Annotated in this window: 14 protein-coding genes; 6 read left to right on the top strand and 8 right to left on the bottom strand. The window is 72.9% G+C overall.

Translation table 11 applies throughout. From position 1 onward, the window contains the following. Positions 1–78 precede the first annotated feature (78 nt). The 3 genes from B7R87_RS10780 to B7R87_RS10770 form a co-directional block, all read right to left on the bottom strand. Positions 79–1,314, bottom strand: a complete 1,236-nt coding sequence (locus B7R87_RS10780; protein ID WP_100249199.1) for a glycosyltransferase 87 family protein — start codon at positions 1,312–1,314, stop codon at positions 79–81. Positions 1,315–1,539: 225 nt separating this feature from the next. Continuing rightward, a complete protein-coding gene (locus B7R87_RS10775; protein ID WP_045853063.1) occupies positions 1,540–2,376 on the bottom strand; it encodes an ABC transporter ATP-binding protein in 837 nt (278 codons plus the stop codon). Between the two features lie 7 nt (positions 2,377–2,383). Further along, complete coding sequence (locus tag B7R87_RS10770; protein WP_006349009.1) at positions 2,384–3,289, bottom strand: ABC transporter permease; 906 nt, start codon at positions 3,287–3,289, stop codon at positions 2,384–2,386. A 301-nt stretch (positions 3,290–3,590) separates the two neighbouring features. Here B7R87_RS10770 and B7R87_RS10765 point away from each other — a divergent pair, with 301 nt between their 5' ends. Further along, positions 3,591–4,214, top strand: coding sequence for a TetR/AcrR family transcriptional regulator (locus B7R87_RS10765; RefSeq protein ID WP_078902337.1), 624 nt, complete (start codon positions 3,591–3,593; stop codon positions 4,212–4,214). A 141-nt stretch (positions 4,215–4,355) separates the two neighbouring features. Here the strand turns inward: B7R87_RS10765 and B7R87_RS10760 are convergent, their stop codons facing one another. From B7R87_RS10760 to B7R87_RS10745, 4 genes are all read right to left on the bottom strand, one after another. Beyond that, the gene (locus B7R87_RS10760; protein WP_006349011.1) at positions 4,356–5,261 is read right to left on the bottom strand and encodes a carbohydrate ABC transporter permease; all 906 of its coding nucleotides are present in this window, start codon (positions 5,259–5,261) and stop codon (positions 4,356–4,358) included. Beyond that, positions 5,258–6,544, bottom strand: a complete 1,287-nt coding sequence (locus tag B7R87_RS10755; RefSeq protein WP_006349012.1) for a carbohydrate ABC transporter permease — start codon at positions 6,542–6,544, stop codon at positions 5,258–5,260. The genes B7R87_RS10760 and B7R87_RS10755 overlap by 4 nt, the downstream gene beginning before the upstream one ends. A 72-nt stretch (positions 6,545–6,616) precedes the next feature. Beyond that, complete coding sequence (locus B7R87_RS10750; protein ID WP_006349013.1) at positions 6,617–7,966, bottom strand: ABC transporter substrate-binding protein; 1,350 nt, start codon at positions 7,964–7,966, stop codon at positions 6,617–6,619. 323 nt (positions 7,967–8,289) lie between these two features. Continuing rightward, complete coding sequence (locus B7R87_RS10745) at positions 8,290–11,370, bottom strand: FHA domain-containing protein (protein ID WP_130584672.1); 3,081 nt, start codon at positions 11,368–11,370, stop codon at positions 8,290–8,292. A gap of 1,199 nt (positions 11,371–12,569) precedes the next feature. Between B7R87_RS10745 and B7R87_RS10740 the strand changes: the two genes are divergently transcribed. The 5 genes from B7R87_RS10740 (at position 12,570) to B7R87_RS10720 (ending at position 18,838) form a co-directional block, all read left to right on the top strand. Further along, positions 12,570–14,351, top strand: a complete 1,782-nt coding sequence (locus B7R87_RS10740; RefSeq protein WP_130584648.1) for a serine/threonine-protein kinase — start codon at positions 12,570–12,572, stop codon at positions 14,349–14,351. 272 nt (positions 14,352–14,623) lie between these two features. Continuing rightward, a complete protein-coding gene (locus B7R87_RS10735; RefSeq protein WP_130584647.1) occupies positions 14,624–15,892 on the top strand; it encodes a serine/threonine-protein kinase in 1,269 nt (422 codons plus the stop codon). 147 nt (positions 15,893–16,039) lie between these two features. Next, the gene (gene prfB, locus B7R87_RS10730; RefSeq protein WP_006349020.1) at positions 16,040–17,146 is read left to right on the top strand and encodes a peptide chain release factor 2; all 1,107 of its coding nucleotides are present in this window, start codon (positions 16,040–16,042) and stop codon (positions 17,144–17,146) included. Positions 17,147–17,254: 108 nt separating this feature from the next. Further along, positions 17,255–17,647, top strand: coding sequence for a hypothetical protein (locus B7R87_RS10725; RefSeq protein WP_006349021.1), 393 nt, complete (start codon positions 17,255–17,257; stop codon positions 17,645–17,647). Positions 17,648–17,989: 342 nt separating this feature from the next. Beyond that, positions 17,990–18,838 (top strand): hypothetical protein, encoded by an 849-nt coding sequence (locus B7R87_RS10720; RefSeq protein WP_130584646.1) that lies wholly within the window; start codon positions 17,990–17,992, stop codon positions 18,836–18,838. 98 nt (positions 18,839–18,936) lie between these two features. Here B7R87_RS10720 and B7R87_RS10715 read toward each other — a convergent pair whose 3' ends face one another. Next, positions 18,937–19,128 (bottom strand): hypothetical protein, encoded by a 192-nt coding sequence (locus B7R87_RS10715; protein ID WP_006349024.1) that lies wholly within the window; start codon positions 19,126–19,128, stop codon positions 18,937–18,939. Positions 19,129–19,306 lie beyond the last annotated feature (178 nt).

The raw sequence follows: 19,306 nt of genomic DNA, 5'->3' as shown, positions 1-19,306 counted from the left end.
CGAGGGGCCTGTTCCCGGCTTGTCCGGGGGCGGGCCCCTCGCCGTACCCCCTCGCCGTACCGGCCGTACCGCGGGGTTTCAGACGGTGGCGCGCCAGAGCCGGCGGCAGGCCAGGAAGGCGGCCGCCAGCAGCAGCCCGTTCCGGACCAGCATCAGCGCACACCCCAGCGGGGTCCCGTCGATGACGTCCTCGTAGTGCAACGGGTACGCCAGGGCGCTGACCGCCGCCGCCGGGACCATCAGCAGAGCGGCCGGGCGCTGGACGGTGGTCCGGGCCGTGAGGCAGACCGCGGCCAGCCCCAGCAGCCAGATCAGATACTGCGGGCTGATCACCCTGCTGGTGACGGTGAACAGGAGGACGGCGGTGAACGCGGCGTCGTACGGTGTCGCCGGGCTCCACCGCCGGGCCCTGATCCGCCACAGCAGCAGCCAGCAGAAGGCCGCGGCCGTCAGCGCGAGGGAGAGCCGGGCGACGGAGGAGACGTACGGCCCGGCGAACTCGAAGGCGCCGTACTGATAGCGGACCTCGCCGCTCCAGCCCACCGCCCGGGCGAGCTGGAGCGCGGTGCCGCCCAGCGATTCGATCTGGACGCCCCGCGCGCTCTGCTGCCGCAGAAAGCCGAGGGTGTGGCCGAAGCAGAGGACGAGTACGGCGAGGAGCGCGACGGCCGTGGCGGCGGCCGAGCCCCAGGCGGCCCGGGTGCGGTGCCCCCGGGGCGTCCCCAGCAGCGTCAGCACCGGCCACACCTTGATCATGGCGCCGAGCCCGGCGAGCGCGCCGCCCGCCCCGGGCCGGCGGGCCAGGGCGAGCAGCCCGAGCACGGCGACGGCGGTGACGGGGACGTCGTACCTGGCCAGCGGCAGGTTCAGCAGCAGCGGCAGGGCGCAGACCCAGAGCCATGCGCCGGGCAGCCCGGCCCGCGCCAGGGCACGCGTGATCGTGGCGTCGGCGACCAGCACGATCACGACGAAGGCCTGGAAGTACGTCAGCCAGGGCAGGGCGGCGGGGGAGAGCAGCACGAGCGCGGCGCCCGGCGGGTACTGCCAGGTGACGTCGTCCACCGGGAACGAGCCGTGGACGAGCTGCTCGAACCAGCCCCGGTAGAGGGTGTGGACCTCGCCCGCGACCCCGCTGTCACCGAGCCGGTCGACGACCAGCAGGGCGAGCATTCCGGCGCGGGTGACCGCCCAGACGGCGGCCAGGGCGACGGTGTCCCGGGGCCGGGCGGTGTCGTGGTCGTCCGCGGCGCGCAGGGCGGGGCGCGGGGAGAGCCGGTGGCCCGAGGGCAGGGGGGTGATCCGTTGCGGAGTCATCGCCCGGTACATTAGTCCGCTTTGTAGCGGTTGGCGGCTTCCGCCACCCCCGGCGCCGGGTGGCGGAAGCCGGCCCCCGAGGGCAGGCGAGTGAGCTGAAGGGGCGCGCCGAGGTCTGGAAGGAGAACGCGCGCAGGCCGTGAGGAACGAGCGGCCGAGCACGATCGACTGAAGACCGCGGCTTAAGCGCCCCGGAGGCGAACCGAGCCCCGAAAAAGGGTCCGGTTACTTCTTGCCGCTGGTGAAGGCCTCGTACGCGGCGACGACCTCCTTGGCCGGGCCGTCCATCCGCAGGACTCCCGCCTCCAGCCACAGGGCCCGCTCGCAGGTCTCCGTGATCGTGGTGTTGCTGTGGCTGACCAGGAAGACCGTGCCGGCCTCCTTGCGCAGTTCGGTGATCCGGGCCTGGCTGCGGCGGCGGAACTTCGCGTCACCGGTCGCCAGTGCCTCGTCGATCAGCAGGACGTCGTGGCTCTTGGCCGCCGCGATCGCGAACCGCAGCCGGGCGCCCATGCCGGAGGAGTACGTCCGCATCGGCAGCGAGATGAAGTCGCCCTTGTCGTTGATTCCGGAGAAGTCGACGATGCCCTGGTAGGCCCGCTGGATCTCATCCCGGGTCATGCCCATGGCGAGGCCGCCGAGGATGACGTTCCGCTCGCCGGTGAGGTCGCTCATCAGGGCCGCGTTCACTCCGAGGAGGGACGGCTGGCCCTGGGTGTAGACACGGCCTTCGGCGGTGGGCAGCAGTCCGGCGATCGCCTTGAGGAGGGTGGACTTGCCGGAGCCGTTGGAGCCGATCAGCCCGATGGCCTCGCCCTTGTACGCGGTGAAGGTCACGCCCTTGACCGCGTGCACCTCGCGTACGCCCGGCGCGGGCTTGCCCGATTTGCGGGCCTTGCGCTCCTTGCGGGAGATCAGCCGGCTCAGTGCGGCGGTGGCGCTGCCCTTGCCGCCGCGGCCGCCGTTCACCCGGTACTTGATGTGGACCCCGTCCACGACGACCGTCGGGACCCGCTCCGGGACCGAACCGGCCGGGGTCTGCACTCGGTCCGCTGTCGTCATCAGGTTCTCAGCCACGGCCGTACCGCTCCTCCGCCTTCCAGAAGTACATGAATCCGCCCACCCCGAAGAGCGCGGCCCAGCCGAGGGCGACCGCCCAGACGTGCGGCGGAAGCTGGGCCGAGGTGTAGCTGTCGATCAGTGCGAAGCGCACCAGGTCGATGTAGACCGCCGCCGGGTTGTACTGCAGGCCAAGCATGACCCACTCCGGCAGGTCATGGCCCCTCAGGACGGTGGAGATGCTCCACATCACACCCGACGAGTACATCCAGGTACGCAGGACGAAGGGCATGAGCTGGGCCACATCGGGCGTGTGCGCCGAGATCCGGGCCACCATCATCGCGACTCCGGTGTTGAACACGGTCTGGAGCGCGAGCGCGGGCAGGACCAGCAGCCAGGACGCCTGCGGGAGCTGTCCGAAGCCCACCAGGATGACGGTCAGGACGCCCATGGAGAACAGCAGCTGCTGGAACTGCTGCATCGCCAGGGCGATCGGCAGGGACGCCCGGGGGAAGTGGAGCGCGCGGACCAGCCCGATGTTCCCGGTGACCGCCCGGGTCCCCGCCATGACCGAATTCGAGGTGAAGGTCCAGATGAACACCCCGGTGACCAGGAACGGCACGAAGTCCGGGACGTCCTTGCTGGTCCCGAGCAGGATGCCGAAGATGAAGTAGTAGACCGCCGCGTTCAGCAGCGGGGTCACCAGCTGCCACAGCTGGCCGAGCTTGGCCTGGCTGTACTGGGCGTGGGTCTTGGCGGTGGCGAACGCGGTGATGAAGTGGCGCCGGGCCCAGAGCTGCCGTACGTAACCGGGCAGCGTCGGGCGTTCCCCGCTGACCGTGAGCCCATGGCGCAGGGCCAGCTCACGTGGGGTTTCGGCGCGGGCTCCCGAGGGGCCGCCGATGCCCGTCGGCATCGGTGGGGAGATCGTCTGGCTGCTCACTCTGGTCGCTTTCGCCGAGGGCGGGCAAGGGGGGACTGGCCGGAGGGCGCGGAACCCGGGGGCGTACCGGCCGTACGGGCGGGTACGCGCCGGTCCCGGCCCCGGCGGGCGCGGTCCGGGTGGCCGCTCCGCCGTTCGTCTGTTCACCCGTCCGCCCGCCGGTGGGGGGCCGACAGGTGAACCGAATCCATGACGACGGGACGGGTCCGTTTCGTCGCTACGGCGAGACTAGGGCGTACGTGCGTCGCAACGCAACCGTTTCGTCGTCACGGGTATGCTCCTCGCCATGACCACCGACCCGGACCCGCGACCTCCACGACGCGCGCCCGCGGGTGCCGCAGTGCTCCGCGAGGAAGTGACGGAGGCGATCCGCGCCGCCGTCTTCGAGGAGCTGGCCACGGTCGGCTTCGCCCGGATGTCGATCGAAGGCATCGCGCGCCGCGCGGGCGTCGGGAAGACGGCGGTCTACCGCCGCTGGAAGTCCAAGCTGTCCCTGGTCGTGGATCTGCTGTCGGCCTTCGCCGTCCAGGGTCTGCCCGCGCCGTCCACCGGGTCGCTGTACGGGGACGTACGGGCGCTGCTGGAGGTCGCGTCGCACGCCCTGCGCCACCCCGTGGCCTCGCAGATCATCCCGGATCTGATCGTCGAATCCGCCCGCAGTCCGGAGATCGCCGATGCGATCAAGGCCGCGCTGGTGGACAGCCAGCGGGGGATGGCCGCGATGATCGTGCGGGACGCCGTCGCCCGCGGCGAGCTGCCGCCGGGCACCGACGCGTACCGTCTGCTCGATGTCACGGTCGGACCGCTGTACTGGCGTCTGGTGGTGGTGCGGGAGAAGCTCCCGAAGGGCTATCTGGACGTCCTGGCGCGCGGGGCGGTGGCGGCGCTGCGGGTGTGACCCCCGGGGGCCGACCCGGGCCGGGCTGCCGAGGTTCTGTACGGGTGCGAGGCTTTTATGCGGGTACGAGGAGGGGGCCGGCACCCGCACGGGCCCCGGCCCCCCTCCCCGTACCGCCGCCCCCGGCGGACCGGCCTCGGGCTATTTGACCGCCCCGGCCATCACCCCCGAGACGAACTGCCGCTGGAAGGCGAAGAACACCACCAGCGGGACGACCATCGACAGGAACGCCCCCGAGGCGAGGACGTCGATGTTGTTGCCGAACTGGCGGACCTGCCGCTGCAGGACCACCGTGACCGGCGCGCTGTCGGTGTCCGCGAAGATCAGCGCGATCAGCATGTCGTTCCACACCCACAGGAACTGGAAGATCCCCAGCGACGCAATGGCCGGACCACCGAGCGGCAGTACCACCCGGGCGAAGAGCCGCAGCTCGCCCGCGCCGTCCAGCCGGGCCGCCTCCAGCAGCTCGCGCGGGATCTCCGCGAAGAAGTTCCGCAGCAGGAAGATCGCGAACGGCAGCCCGAAGGCCACATGGAAGAGGATCACCCCGAGCGTGGTCTCGAAGATCCCGATCACCCCGAACAGCTCGGCGACCGGGACTAGCGCCACCTGCACCGGGACCACCAGCAGCGCCACGACCAGCAGGAAGCACCAGTCGCGGCCGGGGAAGTCCATCCAGGCGAAGGCATAGCCCGCCAGCGCCCCGACGGCCACCACGAGCACCGTCGACGGAACGGTGATCATGAGACTGCTGACCAGGGAGTCGGTGACCGCCTCGTTCTTCAGCAGCTGCGCGTAGTTCTCCGTGGTGAGCTGCGCGGGCGCGGTGAACACCGACCACCAGCCGTCGGCCGCGATATCGGCGGGGCTGCGCAGCGACGAGATCAGCAGGCCGACGGTCGGCAGCAGCCAGAACAGGGCGGTCAGGATCAGCAGGACCCGGACCCCGCCGGAGCCCGCCCGGGCCGCGATCCGGGCCGCGAGCGGCCGCCGGGCCGGGCCCTTCCCGGCGGTGGTCCCCGCTGCCCGCGGGCGGGTCGCCGTCATCGCCGGTCCTCCTTCCGTATCCGCCGGATATTGACCACCATCACCGGCACCACCAGCAACAGCAGCAGTACCGCGATGGCGCTGCCGACGCCGAGGTCGGCCGCCGTCCCGAAGGACGAGCGGTACAACTGGAGCGCCAGCACATTGGCGTCGTCCTGGGCCGATCCGGGCGCGATCACGTACACCAGGTCGAAGATCTTCAGTACGTTGATCATCAGGGTGACCAGCACCACCGCCAGGACCGGTGCCAGCAGCGGCACGGTGATCCGGCGGAAGACCTGCCATTCGCCCGCCCCGTCGACCCGGGCCTGTTCCAGCAGTTCGCGCGGCACGCTCGCCAGTCCGGCCGCGATCAGCACCATCGCGAACCCGGCCCACATCCAGACATAGCTGCCGATGATCGCGGGGGTGACGAGCGACGGGCCGAGCCAGCTCACACCGTTGTACGCCTCACGGAAGTTGGCCGCGGGCAGTCGCAGCACCGCCCCGTCCGCCTCGGCGGGCAGGGTGAACACCCCGTCCGCCCCGGCCCGGGCCTTCGCCACCACCTTCCCGTCCTTGACGGCTTCGACGGAGATCCCCTTGAGCCCCAGCTCCTGCGGGTCGGTGACATTGGGCTTTCCGCCGCCGCCCCGGGTGAAGTCGAGCCACGCGGTGCCGGTGATCCCGCCGTCCGGGTCCGGCGCCGGTGTCCGCGCGGGCCGGGCGTCCGACGGCATCCGGTCCGGCGCCACTCCGACCAGCGGCAGCAGTACGGGCGTCCCCGCCGACACCGGCGCCCTGGTGACGAACGCCCCGCCGCCGCCCGGCTCCAGCGGGTGCACCGGCAGCGGCCGGGCCCGGGGGAAGGCCGACGACTCGGTGAAGGTGTCATGGACCCCGACCCAGACCGCGTTGGCCAGCCCGCGGTCCGGATCCTGCTCGTACACCAGCCGGAAGATGATCCCCGCGGCCAGCATCGAGATCGCCATCGGCATGAAGACGACCAGTTTGAACGCGGTGCCCCAGCGGACGCGTTCGGTGAGCACGGCGAAGATCAGCCCGAGGGCGGTGGTCACGGTGGGCGCGAGGACCACCCAGACCGCGTTGTTCTTCACCGCCGTGAAGATCGCCTCGTCGGTGAAGATCTCCCGGTAGTTGTCGAGCCCGGCGAAGCCGGTGCCCGCCTGGTCGAAGAAGGAACGGTAGACCGAGTACCCGATCGGGTAGACCACGAGCGCGCCCAGCAGCACCAGTGCCGGCAGCAGAAAGCCGGCCACCAGAACGGTCCGGGTGCCGGTCACGCTCTTGCGCGGACCCGCGGGAGGCTCCGGCCGGGCCGGGCCCCCCGCCTGCACTGCGGAGGACACCCGCCGTCAGCCCGCGTACGCCTTCGCGGCGTCGGATTCCAGTTTCGCCTGGATTCCCGCCGTGTCCTTCGGGTTCTTCAGGAAGTCCTGGAGAAGTTTCCACAGACCCTTGCCAGGTGTTCCGCCGAACGCCTGCGGCATCTGGTCCGACATATCGAAACGGACACCGTCGCCCGCGGCGATCAGCGCCTTCGCGATATTGCGCTGGACGTCGTTCGGGTACGCGGCCGGGTCGAGGGACTTGTTCGGCGAGACGAAACCGCCCGCCGCTGCCTGGATACGGGCCGCGTCCGGCGAGGCGAGGAAGGTCAGCAGCGCCTGCGCGCCCTTGCTGTCCTTCAGGGCGACCGCCGCGTCGCCGCCGCCGACCAGCGGGGCCTTCGCCCCGACCGCCGGGAACGGGAACACCTTGGCGTCCGTGCCGATCTTCGCCTTGGTCTCGCCGATGGTGACACCGACGAAGTCGCCCTCGAAGACCATCGCCGCCTTGGCCCGGTCGCCGCCGGTGAACGTCTGGCTGACCGACGCCGGGAACTCGGTCTGGAGCGCGCCGTCCGCGCCGCCCGCTATCAGCTCCGGCCTGCCGAACAACTGGGCGAGGGTGGTCAGCGCACGGGTCACGGACGGGTCGGTCCACTTGATGGTGTGCGCGGCGAGCTGGTCGTACTTCTCGGGGCCCGCCTGGGAGAGGTAGATGTTCTCGAACCAGTCGGTCAGGGTCCAGCCGTCGGCGCCCGCGACCGAGACCGGGGTGACGCCGTACGCCGATACGGTCTCGGCGGCGGTCAGGAACTCCTGCCAGGTGGTGGGCTCCTGGACGCCCGCCGCCTCGAAGACGGCCGTGTTGTACCAGACCAGGGACTTGTTGGCGGCCTTGTAGTAGACGCCGTACTGCACGCCGTCGACCTGGCCCGTCTTCTGCCAGCCCGCCGAATAGTTCTTCGCCAGTTCGGCCTTCGCCTCCGGGCCGACGGGTTTGGCCCAGGCACGCTGGACGGCCTGGCGGATGGCGCCGGGCTGGGGGAGCAGCGCCACATCGGGCGGACTGCCCCCGGCGATCTTGGTGCCGAGGAAGTTGACGATCGGATCCTGCGCGGGCACGAAGGTGACCTTCGCGCCGGTCCGCTTCTCGAACTCGTCGAGGACCTTGACGAAGTTCTCCTGCTCCTTGCCGCTCCAGACCGCGGCGACCTGCACTGTCTGGCCGTTCAGCTGCGGGAGCCGGACGGCGGAATCGGTGCCGCTGCTTCTTCCGGTGTCCTTGCCGTCGTCGCCGCCCTTGTCGTCACCGCAGCCCGCCACGGTGAATGCGAGGACGACGGTGCAGGCCACCGCCGCTTTCACGGTCTTGCTCATGCGGAGAGGTGTATGCATTGCTGCCCCGTTCTCTCAGCCGGCGCTGACGTGGTGCGTGTCAGGTCTATGCCTGGGGCGAGGGGTTCGCAATCCGTTGGGCAGAACGGACGGCGCTTTCGTGATTCCTCTGTGATGTGATGTCCGGTCAAACTCCCGGACGGTGAAGGAATACGGCTCTTTCTGCGGGGGAACGGCGAGGGAACGGCGGGGAGGTGCACGCCGTTTGAACGCCGGTCTGTCCGGCTGTCCGGCTGTCCGGCTGCCCGGCTGCCCGGCTGCCCGAGTGTCCGAGTGTCCGAGTGTCCGAGTGTCCGAGTGTTCGGCTAGGAGGGGACGGGGGCCAGCGGCGGCAGCGGGGCCGCGTCCACCGAGCCCGCGGCCCGCTCCAGCGCGCTGGCCAGCAGCGCCAGATCCGTCGGCCCGTTCCCCAGCTCCCGGACCGGTCTGCGGGTCGGCGGATCGCCCATCCGCTCCCACTCCAGCGGGACGACGGTCGGCCGCAGGGTCGCCGTCCGCGGGATCCGGCCGGTGACCCGGCCCCCCTGGAACTCGACGACCCGGCCGTCCGGACGGCCGAGCCGCCCGCGCCCGGGGAGCGGAGCGTCCGGTCCCGCCTGCGCCGGGGGCTGGTCGAGGACGGCACGCAGCCCGCCGGAGCGCGCCAGCGCCGTATCGGCCGTCCGGTCCGGTCGGGCGGAGGCGGCGACGAGATGGACCCCGAGGCGCTCGCCGTCCCTGGCCACGGCCTCCAGCGCCCGCACCACGGAACCGGCCGACGGGCGGCCCGTACTACCGAGGGCCGGGGCGACCAAGGCGTCGAAATCGTCCACCAGCACCACCAGCCGGGGCAGCGGGCCGGGGGTGGGAGCGGGTCGCGTACGGCCGCCGGGGCGCAGCCGGAGCGTACTGCTCGGCGGGGATTCCAGATCGCCCCGGCCGCCCTGGAGGCCCGTCTGGGCCGCGCGGGCGGCAGCCGTACGCGATCCGACCGCGGCCGTACCGCCCTGCTCCCCCGCGCTCGGCGAACGCGGGCCGACGACCCGCCCGGCGGTCCGCTGCCCGCCGCCGCTCCGGCCCACGGCGTGCCAGCCGGCGAAGTCGGTGCCTTCCAGCAGTTCGGCCCGCCGCTTCAGCTCCGCGCCCAGCGACTGGGCGAAGGTCCGCATCCGCACCGGGTCGCTGGCCACCAGATGGTCGGTGACATGCGGCAGATCCGTGCAGGCCGCGAGGCCCGCTCCCCGCTCGCCGCCGCCCGCGCCGTCGACCAGCAGCAACCCCAGGCGGTCGGGGCGCCCGGCGGCGGCCAGCGAGGCGGCGACCGAGCGCAGCAGCTCCGTACGGCCGCTGCCGGGAGGTCCTTCGATCAGCAGATGCGGGCCCTCCGCCGCCAGATCCACCGCCAGCGGGCCGTGCGGGCCTGAGCCCAGCACGGCGACCGGCGCCGGCACCTCCCCGGCCGCGGCCCAGCGGGCCATCAGCGAGGCGGGTGTGGCCCGGGCCAGGCCCAGCTCGTCCAGCAGCCGGGAGGAGCGGGGCAGCGCCGCCGCCCGGCCGCCGGAGCCACCGGAGCCGTCGTCATTTTCTTCCGTACGCAGGGGGGCGAGCGCCCTGGCGAACCGCTCGGCCCAGGCCGCCGACACCGCGTCCACCACGGCGAGCGTGCCCTGTCCCGCGGGCAGCCCGCCGGACGTCCGCAGCACCCGCAGCCCGGTCGCCACATCGCCGCTGAGCATGCCGACGGCCCCGCACTCGCGGAACGGCAGCGACGCCGCGCACGCCGTCTCGTACACCGCGGCGACCGGGGCCGCCGGGGAGGCCGCGGGCGTTTCGGCCAGCACGATCAGATGGATCCCGGCGGACCAGCCCGCGCCCGCCAGCCGGGCCGCGGTCTCCCGCAGCGCCGCGGACCCGGGGTCGCCGTCGACGATCACGACCGTACGCGGTCCTTCGTACTGCCCGGCGGCCGATGCGAGGGCGGTACGGTCCGCGCTCGGCCAGCCGGGGCCGAGCGGCCCGTCGTCCAGCCGGCGGGTCAGCTCGGCGGTCCGGGCGGCGGCCTGGTCGCGGTCGTACGCCAGCAGCAGCCGGCAGTCCTGGCCGTGTGCGGGCCGCACCTGGGGCAGCCAGCCGAGCCAGGCCCAGTCGGCGCGGCGCGCCTCCGCGGCCCGGCTGCGGTCGGCGGAGATCAGCACGATCTCCAGCCCCGCGGGGGAGTGCAGGGCGGCGAGCTGGGCGACGGCCCAGCGGGCGGCGCCGGTGAGCCGGGGCCGCGGACCGGCGATCCCCAGCGAACCGGCCTCCCGCAGCCCGACCGTCACCGGCACGGACGGCAGACCTTCGCGGTCCGCGGTGCCCAGGCGCAGCACCAGGGACTCCGGATGCCCGGAATCGCGCTCCCAGAGCCGGGGGCCGGGCCCGAGGGCGGTGAGCAGGACGGCGGCGGGATCGGGCCAGGTCTCCGGCACGGGCCGGGCGGGCGGCGCGGCCTCCGGGCCGGGCGCGGCGGACAGCTCCCCGCCGTCGGGCTCGGGTGCTGCCTTGAACCGCCGGGCCCAGGCACCTATACCGCCCTTGCGGCGCGCCCCGGCACCGGAGGGCTCCGGCTCCAGGACCGCCGGAGCGCCGTCGTACACGGCGGTCTCGGGGAGCGCGGTGTACGAGGACTCTCCGCCTGTCCCGCCTGTCCCGCCTGTTCCGCCGGTCTCGTCGGTCTCTTCGTCAGGGGGGTACGTCCCCGGGGGGCGGGCCGGGATCCGGAGGCGGCCCTCGCCGTCCGGGGCGGTCGGCAGCGGCACGGGGAGCGAACCGGGCGCGGTCAGCCGGAGCGTCGACTCCCCGATCCGCAGCAGCGCCCCGGGGCGCAGGGGCACCGGCCGCTCGCCGACGGCCCGGCCGTCGAGGGCGGTGCCGTTGGTCGAGCCGAGGTCGGCGACCGTGACCCGGCCGTCCTCCCCGACGGTCACCGCGCAGTGCAGCCGGGAGACGTCCGGATCGTCCAGCGGGACGTCGGCCTCGGCCGAGCGGCCGACGCCGATCCGGCCGCCGTGCAGCAGATGGACACCGCCGGAGTCCGGACCTGCCACGATATGGAGCTGCGGCTCCGCACCGGCGTCCGCGGGGCCGTCGTCACCGGGCGACTGGAGCGCGAGCACCGCGCCGTCCACCAGAGGGGGCTCGCCGAGGATCCGGCGCTGGGCGTCCAGCCGCTCCCCGCCCGCGTACAGCACGACGGGACCGGAGGTCTCGGAGCCGCCGGCGACGGCCGCCGCCAGACCCGACGCCACGGCGGACAGCGCCGTCCCCGCGGGGGCGGTGACCAGCACGTCGCACGTGCGCGCACCACCCGCGTGCCCCGCCGCGGCCTGCCCGCCGCGCGGCACGGACACGGTCAGCCGGATCTGCATCGCCGTCAGCAATCCCTTCTGCACGGATGCCGGCGGGGGAACCGCCTCGTCACCCCCACCCGGCCGGGTCGGCACGCACGGGGCTCCCCGCCCCGCGTACGCGTGCTGGGGGAATCCTCGCACCTGCCACTGACAACACGCCCGGGTATCGCCAAGAAGTGATCATGATTGGTCCCCTCCGGCCGGAGAAATGCGTGGTTACGTCCTCAACGGGCCTTCCGGAGGCTTCCGCGACGGGGCGCGCACGGGCCGGGGCGCGCCGGAGCGCCGGGGGCGCGAGGTGCTCGGCGGGGGGCCTCCGCACCCGGTGGGGGCCTCGCGGCGCACGTACGCCTGGCGGGACGGCCTTCCGGTCGTCGCCCGCGCACCCAAGGAGCTGGAGGTTCCGCTTCCGGTGGCGGGCTGCACGGCGGTGCCCGCCCCCGCCCGGCCGTTGCGCCGGGCGCGGGGACGCCGGTTGGTCACGCCGCGCCCGGGCGGTTGCCTTCTGCGGGAGGAGGCGCGAACGGCCCGGCCGATGCGGAGGCTGTACGCCCGGCGGGACGGCGTTCCTGCCGGGGCGGGGTGCTCCGGTTCCGGGCCGGGCTTCGGGCCCGGGCGCCGGGTGGTCACCCCGGTCTGCGCGGCCCCGACGCGCGGGCAGGCGGCCGGGCCGGTGTGAGCCGTACACCCTGCGCCGGGTCTGCAGGGTCGGGCGCGGAACGGCAGCGGTGGGCCCGCCCCCACCGGGCTCCGGCCGGTCGGCTGCGGGGTCACCGGTCACCCTGCCCGGTCCTCGCGGCGGACGTGCGCCCGGCGGGACGGCCGCCCGCACCGGGTGCGGCGGCGATGCGTGCCCGCCGTACCGGCCGGGGGGAAGCCGGGGGCAGGCGCACGGCTGCCGGGTTCACAGGAGACGGCGGCAACCTCGTACGCCCCGGTGGCGTCTAGTAAGCGAACGGCGTTCAGCGGTGCCCGTACCTGCCGGTACGCGGCCGCACGCGGTCACGCGTGCCTGTTCCGGGTCCGGCGCGTCCGGGGGATCCGCCCCCGTACCGTTCGTACCGGCTCCGCGGCGCCTGTGGACAACCGAACGTCCTACCGGCCCGCCCCACTAAAGTGGGTCGGAACGCCGACCTTCCGGCGCCCCGGACCCCGGGGAGTGCCGGGGCCCCGGTGCCGGACCGGGCAAGGACCACGATCAGCAGGGAGCGCAAGACGTGCGGCCTGTAGGCAGCAAGTACCTCCTGGAGCAGCCGCTCGGGCGCGGAGCCACGGGCACCGTCTGGCGCGCCCGGCAGCGGGAGACCGCCGGGGCGGAGGCGGCCGTGCCCGGCCAGCCGGGCGAGACCGTGGCCATCAAGGTCCTCAAGGAGGAGCTGGCGAACGACGCGGACGTCGTGATGCGCTTCCTGCGCGAGCGCTCCGTGCTGCTCCGCCTCACCCACCCCAATATCGTGCGGACCCGCGACCTCGTCGTCGAGGGCGACCTCCTCGCCCTCGTCATGGACCTGATCGACGGCCCCGATCTGCACCGCCAGCTCCGGGAGAACGGCCCGTTCACCCCCGTCGCCGCCGCCCTGCTGACGGCCCAGATCGCCGATGCCCTCGCCTCCAGCCACGCCGACGGCGTGGTCCACCGCGATCTGAAGCCGGCGAACGTCCTGCTGCGCACCGACCCCGACGGCCATCTGCACCCGATGCTCACCGACTTCGGGATCGCCCGCCTCGCGGACTCGCCCGGCCTCACCCGTACCCATGAATTCGTGGGTACGCCTGCCTATGTGGCCCCCGAATCCGCCGAGGGCCGCCCGCAGACCTCCGCCGTCGACATCTACGGCGCGGGCATCCTGCTCTACGAGCTGGTCACCGGCCGTCCGCCGTTCGCCGGGGGGACGGCTCTGGAGGTGCTCCACCGCCATCTCAGCGAGGAGCCCCGGCGCCCCAGCACCGTGCCCGAGCCGCTGTGGACCGTCATCGAGCGGTGCCTCAGCAAGGAGCCCGGCCGGCGGCCCAGCGCGGAGAACCTCGCCCGCGGTCTGCGGGTCGTCGCCGCCGGTATCGGGGTGCACTCGTCCCCCGCCCAGATCGACGCGGCCCTCGGCGTCGGCGCGCTGCTCGCGCCCGATCCGGCCCCGGCGCCCGTCCCGGAGACCCCCGGCGCCGCCGACCCCACGCAGGTCCTCCCGCACAACGCCGGCGCGTACGACCCCGCGGCGGCGACGAGCGTGCTGCCGCATACCGGGGGACCGGCCGGAGCGGCCGACGCCACGAGCGTGCTGCCGCACACCGGCGCCGCCGACCCCACGGCCGTCATGCCGCCCGTGCCGCAGCGCCCGGACGGACCGCCCGGCGGCCCCGGGCCGGAGGATCCGCACCCCTGGCAGTCCCAGCTGCGGGCCGCCCGCGACCGCAACGAGCAGACGCAGGTCCAGTACCTCGACCCCGGACAGGACCCCCTGCGCCGCAGGCCGCAGCGGCAGCAGCCGCCCCAGGGCCCGCCCCAGCACCAGGGACCCCCGCAGGGCCCGCCTCAGCACCACCACCAGCAGCAGTACGCTCCCCAGCCGTACCAGCAGCCCCAGCCCCAGCCGCCGCAGCGCCAGCAGTACGCGCCTCCGCCGCAGCAGGTCCAGCCGTACACCCCGCCCCAGCAGCCGCAGCAACCCCAGCAGCCCGAGCCGCCCGCGCGTCAGCCCCGTGAGCCGCGACCGCCGCGGCAGCGCAGCGCCAATCCCATGAGGATCCCCGGCCTGGGCTGTCTGAAGGGCTGCCTCTTCTCCGTGGTGATGCTCTTCGTCGCGGGCTGGCTGGTCTGGGAGCTGACCCCGCTCCAGGACTGGGTGGCCCAGGGCAAGGGCTACTGGGAGGCGATCGGCGACGGCATCTCGACGGTCTCGGACTGGATCTCCGACCTCACCGGCTCCGACAGCGGCGGCTCCGGCACGGGCGGTACGGGCGGCAGCTCCGGTACGGGCACGGGCAGCGGCACCGGCGGATAGCCGACACCGCGCCGGACCACGGCACCGGACCACCACCGTGACCATGGCACCGGAGCACCGCACCGGGCAGGCGGCCCGCCGTATCGGCCGCCCGCCCGGTGAGTCTCTTTGTCGACTTCCTCAAGGGTGAAATCGGCCGTTGTTTTCCCGGGTATGTCCTGGATTGGTCGTCGAATTCGCCCCGGGTGGGCGTTGTCCGGGGCCATCCGGGGCACATCCGCCCCCGTCAGCCGCGTACGTTATGCGCAACGCCAGCCGCTGAGGGAGCAGTCTTGGCACGGAATATCGGCAGCCGGTACACGGCCCATCAGATTCTCGGACGGGGCAGCGCGGGCACGGTCTGGGCCGGGGAGGGCCCCGAGGGGCCCGTCGCCATCAAACTGTTGCGCGAGGACCTCGCCGCCGACCAGGAGCTGGTCGGACGGTTCGTACAGGAGCGCACCGCCCTGCTCGGGCTGGACCATCCCCGGATCGTCTCCGTCCGCGACCTCGTCGTCGACGGAAACGACCTCGCGCTCGTCATGGACCTCGTCCGCGGCACCGATCTGCGCACCCGCCTGGACCGGGAGCGCAGGCTCGCGCCCGAGGCGGCCGTCGCGATCGTCGCCGACGTCGCCGACGGACTGGCGGCCGCCCACCGCGCCGGCATCGTCCACCGCGACGTCAAACCCGAGAACATCCTCCTCGACATGCAGGGGCCCCTCGGCCCGGCGGGCTCCCACCCGGCGCTGCTGACCGACTTCGGCGTGGCCAAGCTGATCGACACCGCCCGGCGCACCAAGTCCACGAAGATCATCGGCACTCCGGACTATCTGGCGCCCGAGATCGTCGAGGGTCTGCCGCCGCGCGCCGCCGTCGACATCTACGCCCTCGCCACCGTCCTCTACGAACTGCTCGCCGGGTTCACCCCCTTCGGCGGCGGTCACCCCGGCGCCGTACTGCGCCGCCATGTCACCGAGACCGTCGTCCCGCTCCCGGGCATCCCGGACGACCTGTGGCAGCTGATCGTCCAGTGCCTGGCCAAGGCCCCCGCGTCCCGGCTGCGCGCCTCCGAGCTGGGCGTCCGGCTCCGCGAGACCCTGCCCGGGCTCGCGGGACTGCCCCCGCTGGACGTCCGGGACGTCGACGGCCCCGGCGACGGCGAGGGCGACGGCGACGACGGGCCGGCCACCGAGCGGTTCGAGACCGGTACGCCGGACCTCGCCGCGACCGCGTCCGCGCCCCGCCGCCGAGGCGCGGTCCCCCTGGTCCCCGGTGCCACCCCCGCGGACGCCAACCGCGACACCCACACCTCCATGCGGGTCCCCGGCCCCGACGAGCTGTCCGGCGGCGCCCACGGCACCGCCCGCGCCCCCCGCGCCCCGGGCCAGCGCCGCCCGGGCTCGGCCCGCAACAAGGGCAGCCGCCGCTCGGTCCGGGTGCGGCGCGGGGTGGCCGTGCTCCTGGTGGCGGTGGTCGTGGGCGTCGGCGGCTGGCTGGCCACCTCCGACGCGGACGCCCTCCCGCGGCCCGCGGAGCCCGGCCGGTCGGCACCCCGGTAGCCGCGCGACGGGCCCGGCTCCGCCCCTGTTCCCGCCGGGCCCGCCACCGCCCCGACCGGGCCCGGAGCCCTTCTGCGGGCCGGTCGCCGACCGTCGTCCGCCACCTGGCGGACCGGGTCGGCGCGCCCAGCCGTTACGCTTGGACGCGTGGCAGTCGTCGATGTATCCGAAGAGCTGAAGTCCCTCTCCGCGACCATGGGGTCGATCGAGTCCGTTCTGGACCTCGACAGGATCAGGGCAGACATCGCCGTGCTTGAAGAGCAGGCCGCGGCCCCGTCCCTGTGGGACGACCCGGAGGCGGCGCAGAAGATCACCAGCCGGCTCTCCCACCTCCAGGCGGAGCTGCGCAAGGCCGAGCACCTGCGCGGACGCATCGACGACCTCGCGGTCCTCTTCGAACTGGCCGAGGCCGAAGACGACGCCGACACCCTGGCCGAGGCCGAGACCGAGCTGGTCAGCGTCCGCCGGGCCGTCGACGAGATGGAGGTCCGCACCCTCCTCTCCGGCGAGTACGACGAGCGCGAGGCCCTCGTCAACATCCGCGCCGAAGCGGGCGGCGTCGACGCCTCCGACTTCGCGGAGCGCCTCCAGCGGATGTATCTGCGCTGGGCCGAGCGCCACGGCTACTCCACCGAGGTCTACGAGACCTCGTACGCGGAGGAGGCCGGCATCAAGTCGACCACCTTCGTGGTGAAGGCCCCCTACGCCTACGGCACCCTCTCCGTCGAACAGGGCACCCACCGCCTCGTGCGCATCTCGCCCTTCGACAACCAGGGCCGCCGCCAGACGTCGTTCGCCGGTGTCGAGGTGCTGCCCGTCGTCGAGAGCTCCGACCACGTCGAGATCGACGAGTCCGAACTCCGCATCGACGTCTACCGCGCCTCCGGCCCCGGCGGCCAGGGCGTCAACACCACCGACTCCGCGGTCCGGATCACCCATATCCCCACCGGAATCGTCGTCTCCTGCCAGAACGAGCGCTCCCAGATCCAGAACAAGGCGAGCGCGATGAACGTCCTCCAGGCCAAGCTCCTGGAGCGCCGCCGCCAGGAGGAGCAGGCCAGGATGGACGCCCTCAAGGGCGACGGCGGCAACTCCTGGGGCAACCAGATGCGTTCGTACGTCCTCCACCCGTACCAGATGGTGAAGGACCTGCGCACCGAATTCGAGGTCGGCAACCCGCAGGCGGTCCTGGACGGCGAGATCGACGGCTTCCTGGAGGCGGGCATCCGCTGGCGGAAGCAGCAGGAGAAGTAGCCACGGAGGGGTCCGCCCCACCCGTATACGAAGAGCGCCACCCTCTGGGCGGCGCTCTTCGCGTTCCAGACTTGGCTTTCCGGCCCTGAAACGGCAGGGGGAACGACAATGGACCGTTCGGTCACCCCGAACCAGCCATTGAATGCCGAAGACTACTGCGATATCTACGTCGACTGCAGGTATCAGGATGTAGCCGAGGAGGTGCTGAAACGACTGGGGGCGGTAAAGTCGGGCCGCAGATCGCTGAGCTATGCCGTTCTTCTGATCGACGTGGCGCACAACGGCTACGAGGGGCATGGCTGCGCCGACGCTCCTGCATTCCTCGACTGGCCGACGGTTCTTGAGTGCGAGGTTGTTGCCGGAGCCGATTTTGCTGAGGTCGTGTCCGCTTTTGCCTCGGTTCTGGCCGCCTTCCTGCGCGGCGGCTGGCAGGCGCAAGCCGTCGGTGAAATCGAGGAGGAAATCCGGCGATACTTCGAAGAAACCGAGGTCTCCGGGTGAAGACGGTGCCCGGCGTCGGGCCGTTGCCGGGAGCCTGAACGGGCGAGTGCATGCTTCCCGAAGTTGATCTCTTTTGTCGACAAGCCGGTAAAGTCAAGGTCTTTCGGGGTGGGCTTGGACTGCGGGGTCACAATTGTGTCGCCACCTCGTCAGGCAACAGCCCTCATATCGGGCATCGTTCGCGCATCCCGCTTGACGGGCCCTTCCGAACTGGCAAGGCTGGCACGCGGCGTGCGTGTTTCCCGGGGCGAGAGCGAGCGGGGTGAGGGCGGAAGCTCTCCCCTGAGTAGCCGCCCGGGAGACCCGGCTCAATGACGAACAGCTACTGGGGGTAGCAGGTAGATGACGAAGAAGACGCGTATCCGCGTGGCACGGATCGCCGCCGGCGCGGTGATCGCGGCCGGTGCGTCGCTGACGGTGGCCGGTGCGGCCCAGGCGTTCACCGGTTCGCAGACCGCCGATGTCGGCCTGGGGATCAACGACTCCACGAGCGGCCAGGACGGCGGTAACAACACCGAAGGTGGCACCACCATCGGTGTCGACCAGGGTCAGACGAACCAGGGGTCGGATCAGGGTCAGACGAACCAGGGCTCCGACCAGGGTCAGACCAATCAGGGGTCGGATCAGGGTCAGACGAACCAGGGCTCCGACCAGGGTCAGACCAATCAGGGGTCGGATCAGGGTCAGACGAACCAGGGCTCCGACCAGGGTCAGACGAACCAGGGGTCGGATCAGGGCCAGACCAATCAGGGCTCCGACCAGGGTCAGACGAACCAGGGCGCGACCAAGGGCGGGACCGAGAGCGGCGGCACCACCAAGGGCGGCACCGAGAGCGGCGGCACCACCAAGGGCGGTACGTCCAGCCAGGGCGGTACGACCAAGGGCGGCACCGACGGCGGCGGTACCACCAAGGGCGGGACCGACAACGGCGGTGGCGACAGCACCGGCGGGTCCACCGGCGGCAATGGGTCCGGCGGGTCGACCGGTGGGTCGGCCGGTGGCGGGGACCAGACCGACACCAACAACGCCGGCTCCCAGCCCGTCCAGCAGGGCGAGGCCAAGGAAGAGCTCGCCGAGACCGGTGCGATGGAGACGACCTTCCTGCTCGTCGGCGCCGCGACGATGATCGCCGGTGGAATCGGGTTCCGGATGCTGCCGCGGCTCGTCGGCGGCAACCGCGCAGCCGTCTGAGTGAGGCCGTAACCGCCGCAAGGCGGAGAGTGACGAGGGGCCCGGGGTGCGGCACAGCACCCCGGGCCCCTCGCCCGTGTCGGTGGGGGGACGGCCGCTCAGGCCGTACGCGTCGCCAGCAGGGCCACCGCGGCGATCAGCAGCACCAGCAGACCCGCCAGGGCCGCCGGGGTCAGCGCCGAGAACGGGCTCTGCTGCTGGAGCCGCTCACGGTTCGCCCGGCACACCGGGCAGCGGCCCTCGGAGACCGGGGCCGCGCAGTTGGCGCACACCAGACGGTCGTAGGTCATGCGCTCTCCTCTCCCGCGCGTCGGAGCCGCAATCCGCGGACCGTCAGCACACTTCTCGTCCGACAACGCTCAAGGACACGCGACTGTTCCCTACCACTGTGCCAGCTCCCGCGCCGTTCGGCGCGCGGCAAGGGGAAGCTCCACCCTCGGGGGCCGGGCGCTGGCCGTGCCACTTGGG

The organism is Streptomyces tsukubensis, assembly GCF_003932715.1.
Lineage (GTDB): Bacteria > Actinomycetota > Actinomycetes > Streptomycetales > Streptomycetaceae > Streptomyces > Streptomyces tsukubensis.
Note: the sequence above shows the minus strand (reverse complement) of the source record. Positions and strands in the feature narration are given on the sequence as shown.

Bases quoted from the DNA above. Each gene is read 5' to 3' on its own strand.
- B7R87_RS10780 (WP_100249199.1), bottom strand. From the start codon at position 1,314: ATGACTCCGCAACGGATCACCCCCCTGCCCTCGGGCCACCGGCTCTCC.
- B7R87_RS10775 (WP_045853063.1), bottom strand. From the start codon at position 2,376: ATGACGACAGCGGACCGAGTGCAGACCCCGGCCGGTTCGGTCCCGGAG.
- B7R87_RS10770 (WP_006349009.1), bottom strand. From the start codon at position 3,289: ATGCCGACGGGCATCGGCGGCCCCTCGGGAGCCCGCGCCGAAACCCCA.
- B7R87_RS10765 (WP_078902337.1), top strand. From the start codon at position 3,591: ATGCTCCTCGCCATGACCACCGACCCGGACCCGCGACCTCCACGACGC.
- B7R87_RS10760 (WP_006349011.1), bottom strand. From the start codon at position 5,261: ATGACGGCGACCCGCCCGCGGGCAGCGGGGACCACCGCCGGGAAGGGC.
- B7R87_RS10750 (WP_006349013.1), bottom strand. From the start codon at position 7,966: ATGAGCAAGACCGTGAAAGCGGCGGTGGCCTGCACCGTCGTCCTCGCA.
- B7R87_RS10745 (WP_130584672.1), bottom strand. From the start codon at position 11,370: ATGCAGATCCGGCTGACCGTGTCCGTGCCGCGCGGCGGGCAGGCCGCG.
- B7R87_RS10725 (WP_006349021.1), top strand. From the start codon at position 17,255: ATGGACCGTTCGGTCACCCCGAACCAGCCATTGAATGCCGAAGACTAC.
- B7R87_RS10720 (WP_130584646.1), top strand. From the start codon at position 17,990: ATGACGAAGAAGACGCGTATCCGCGTGGCACGGATCGCCGCCGGCGCG.
- B7R87_RS10715 (WP_006349024.1), bottom strand. From the start codon at position 19,128: ATGACCTACGACCGTCTGGTGTGCGCCAACTGCGCGGCCCCGGTCTCC.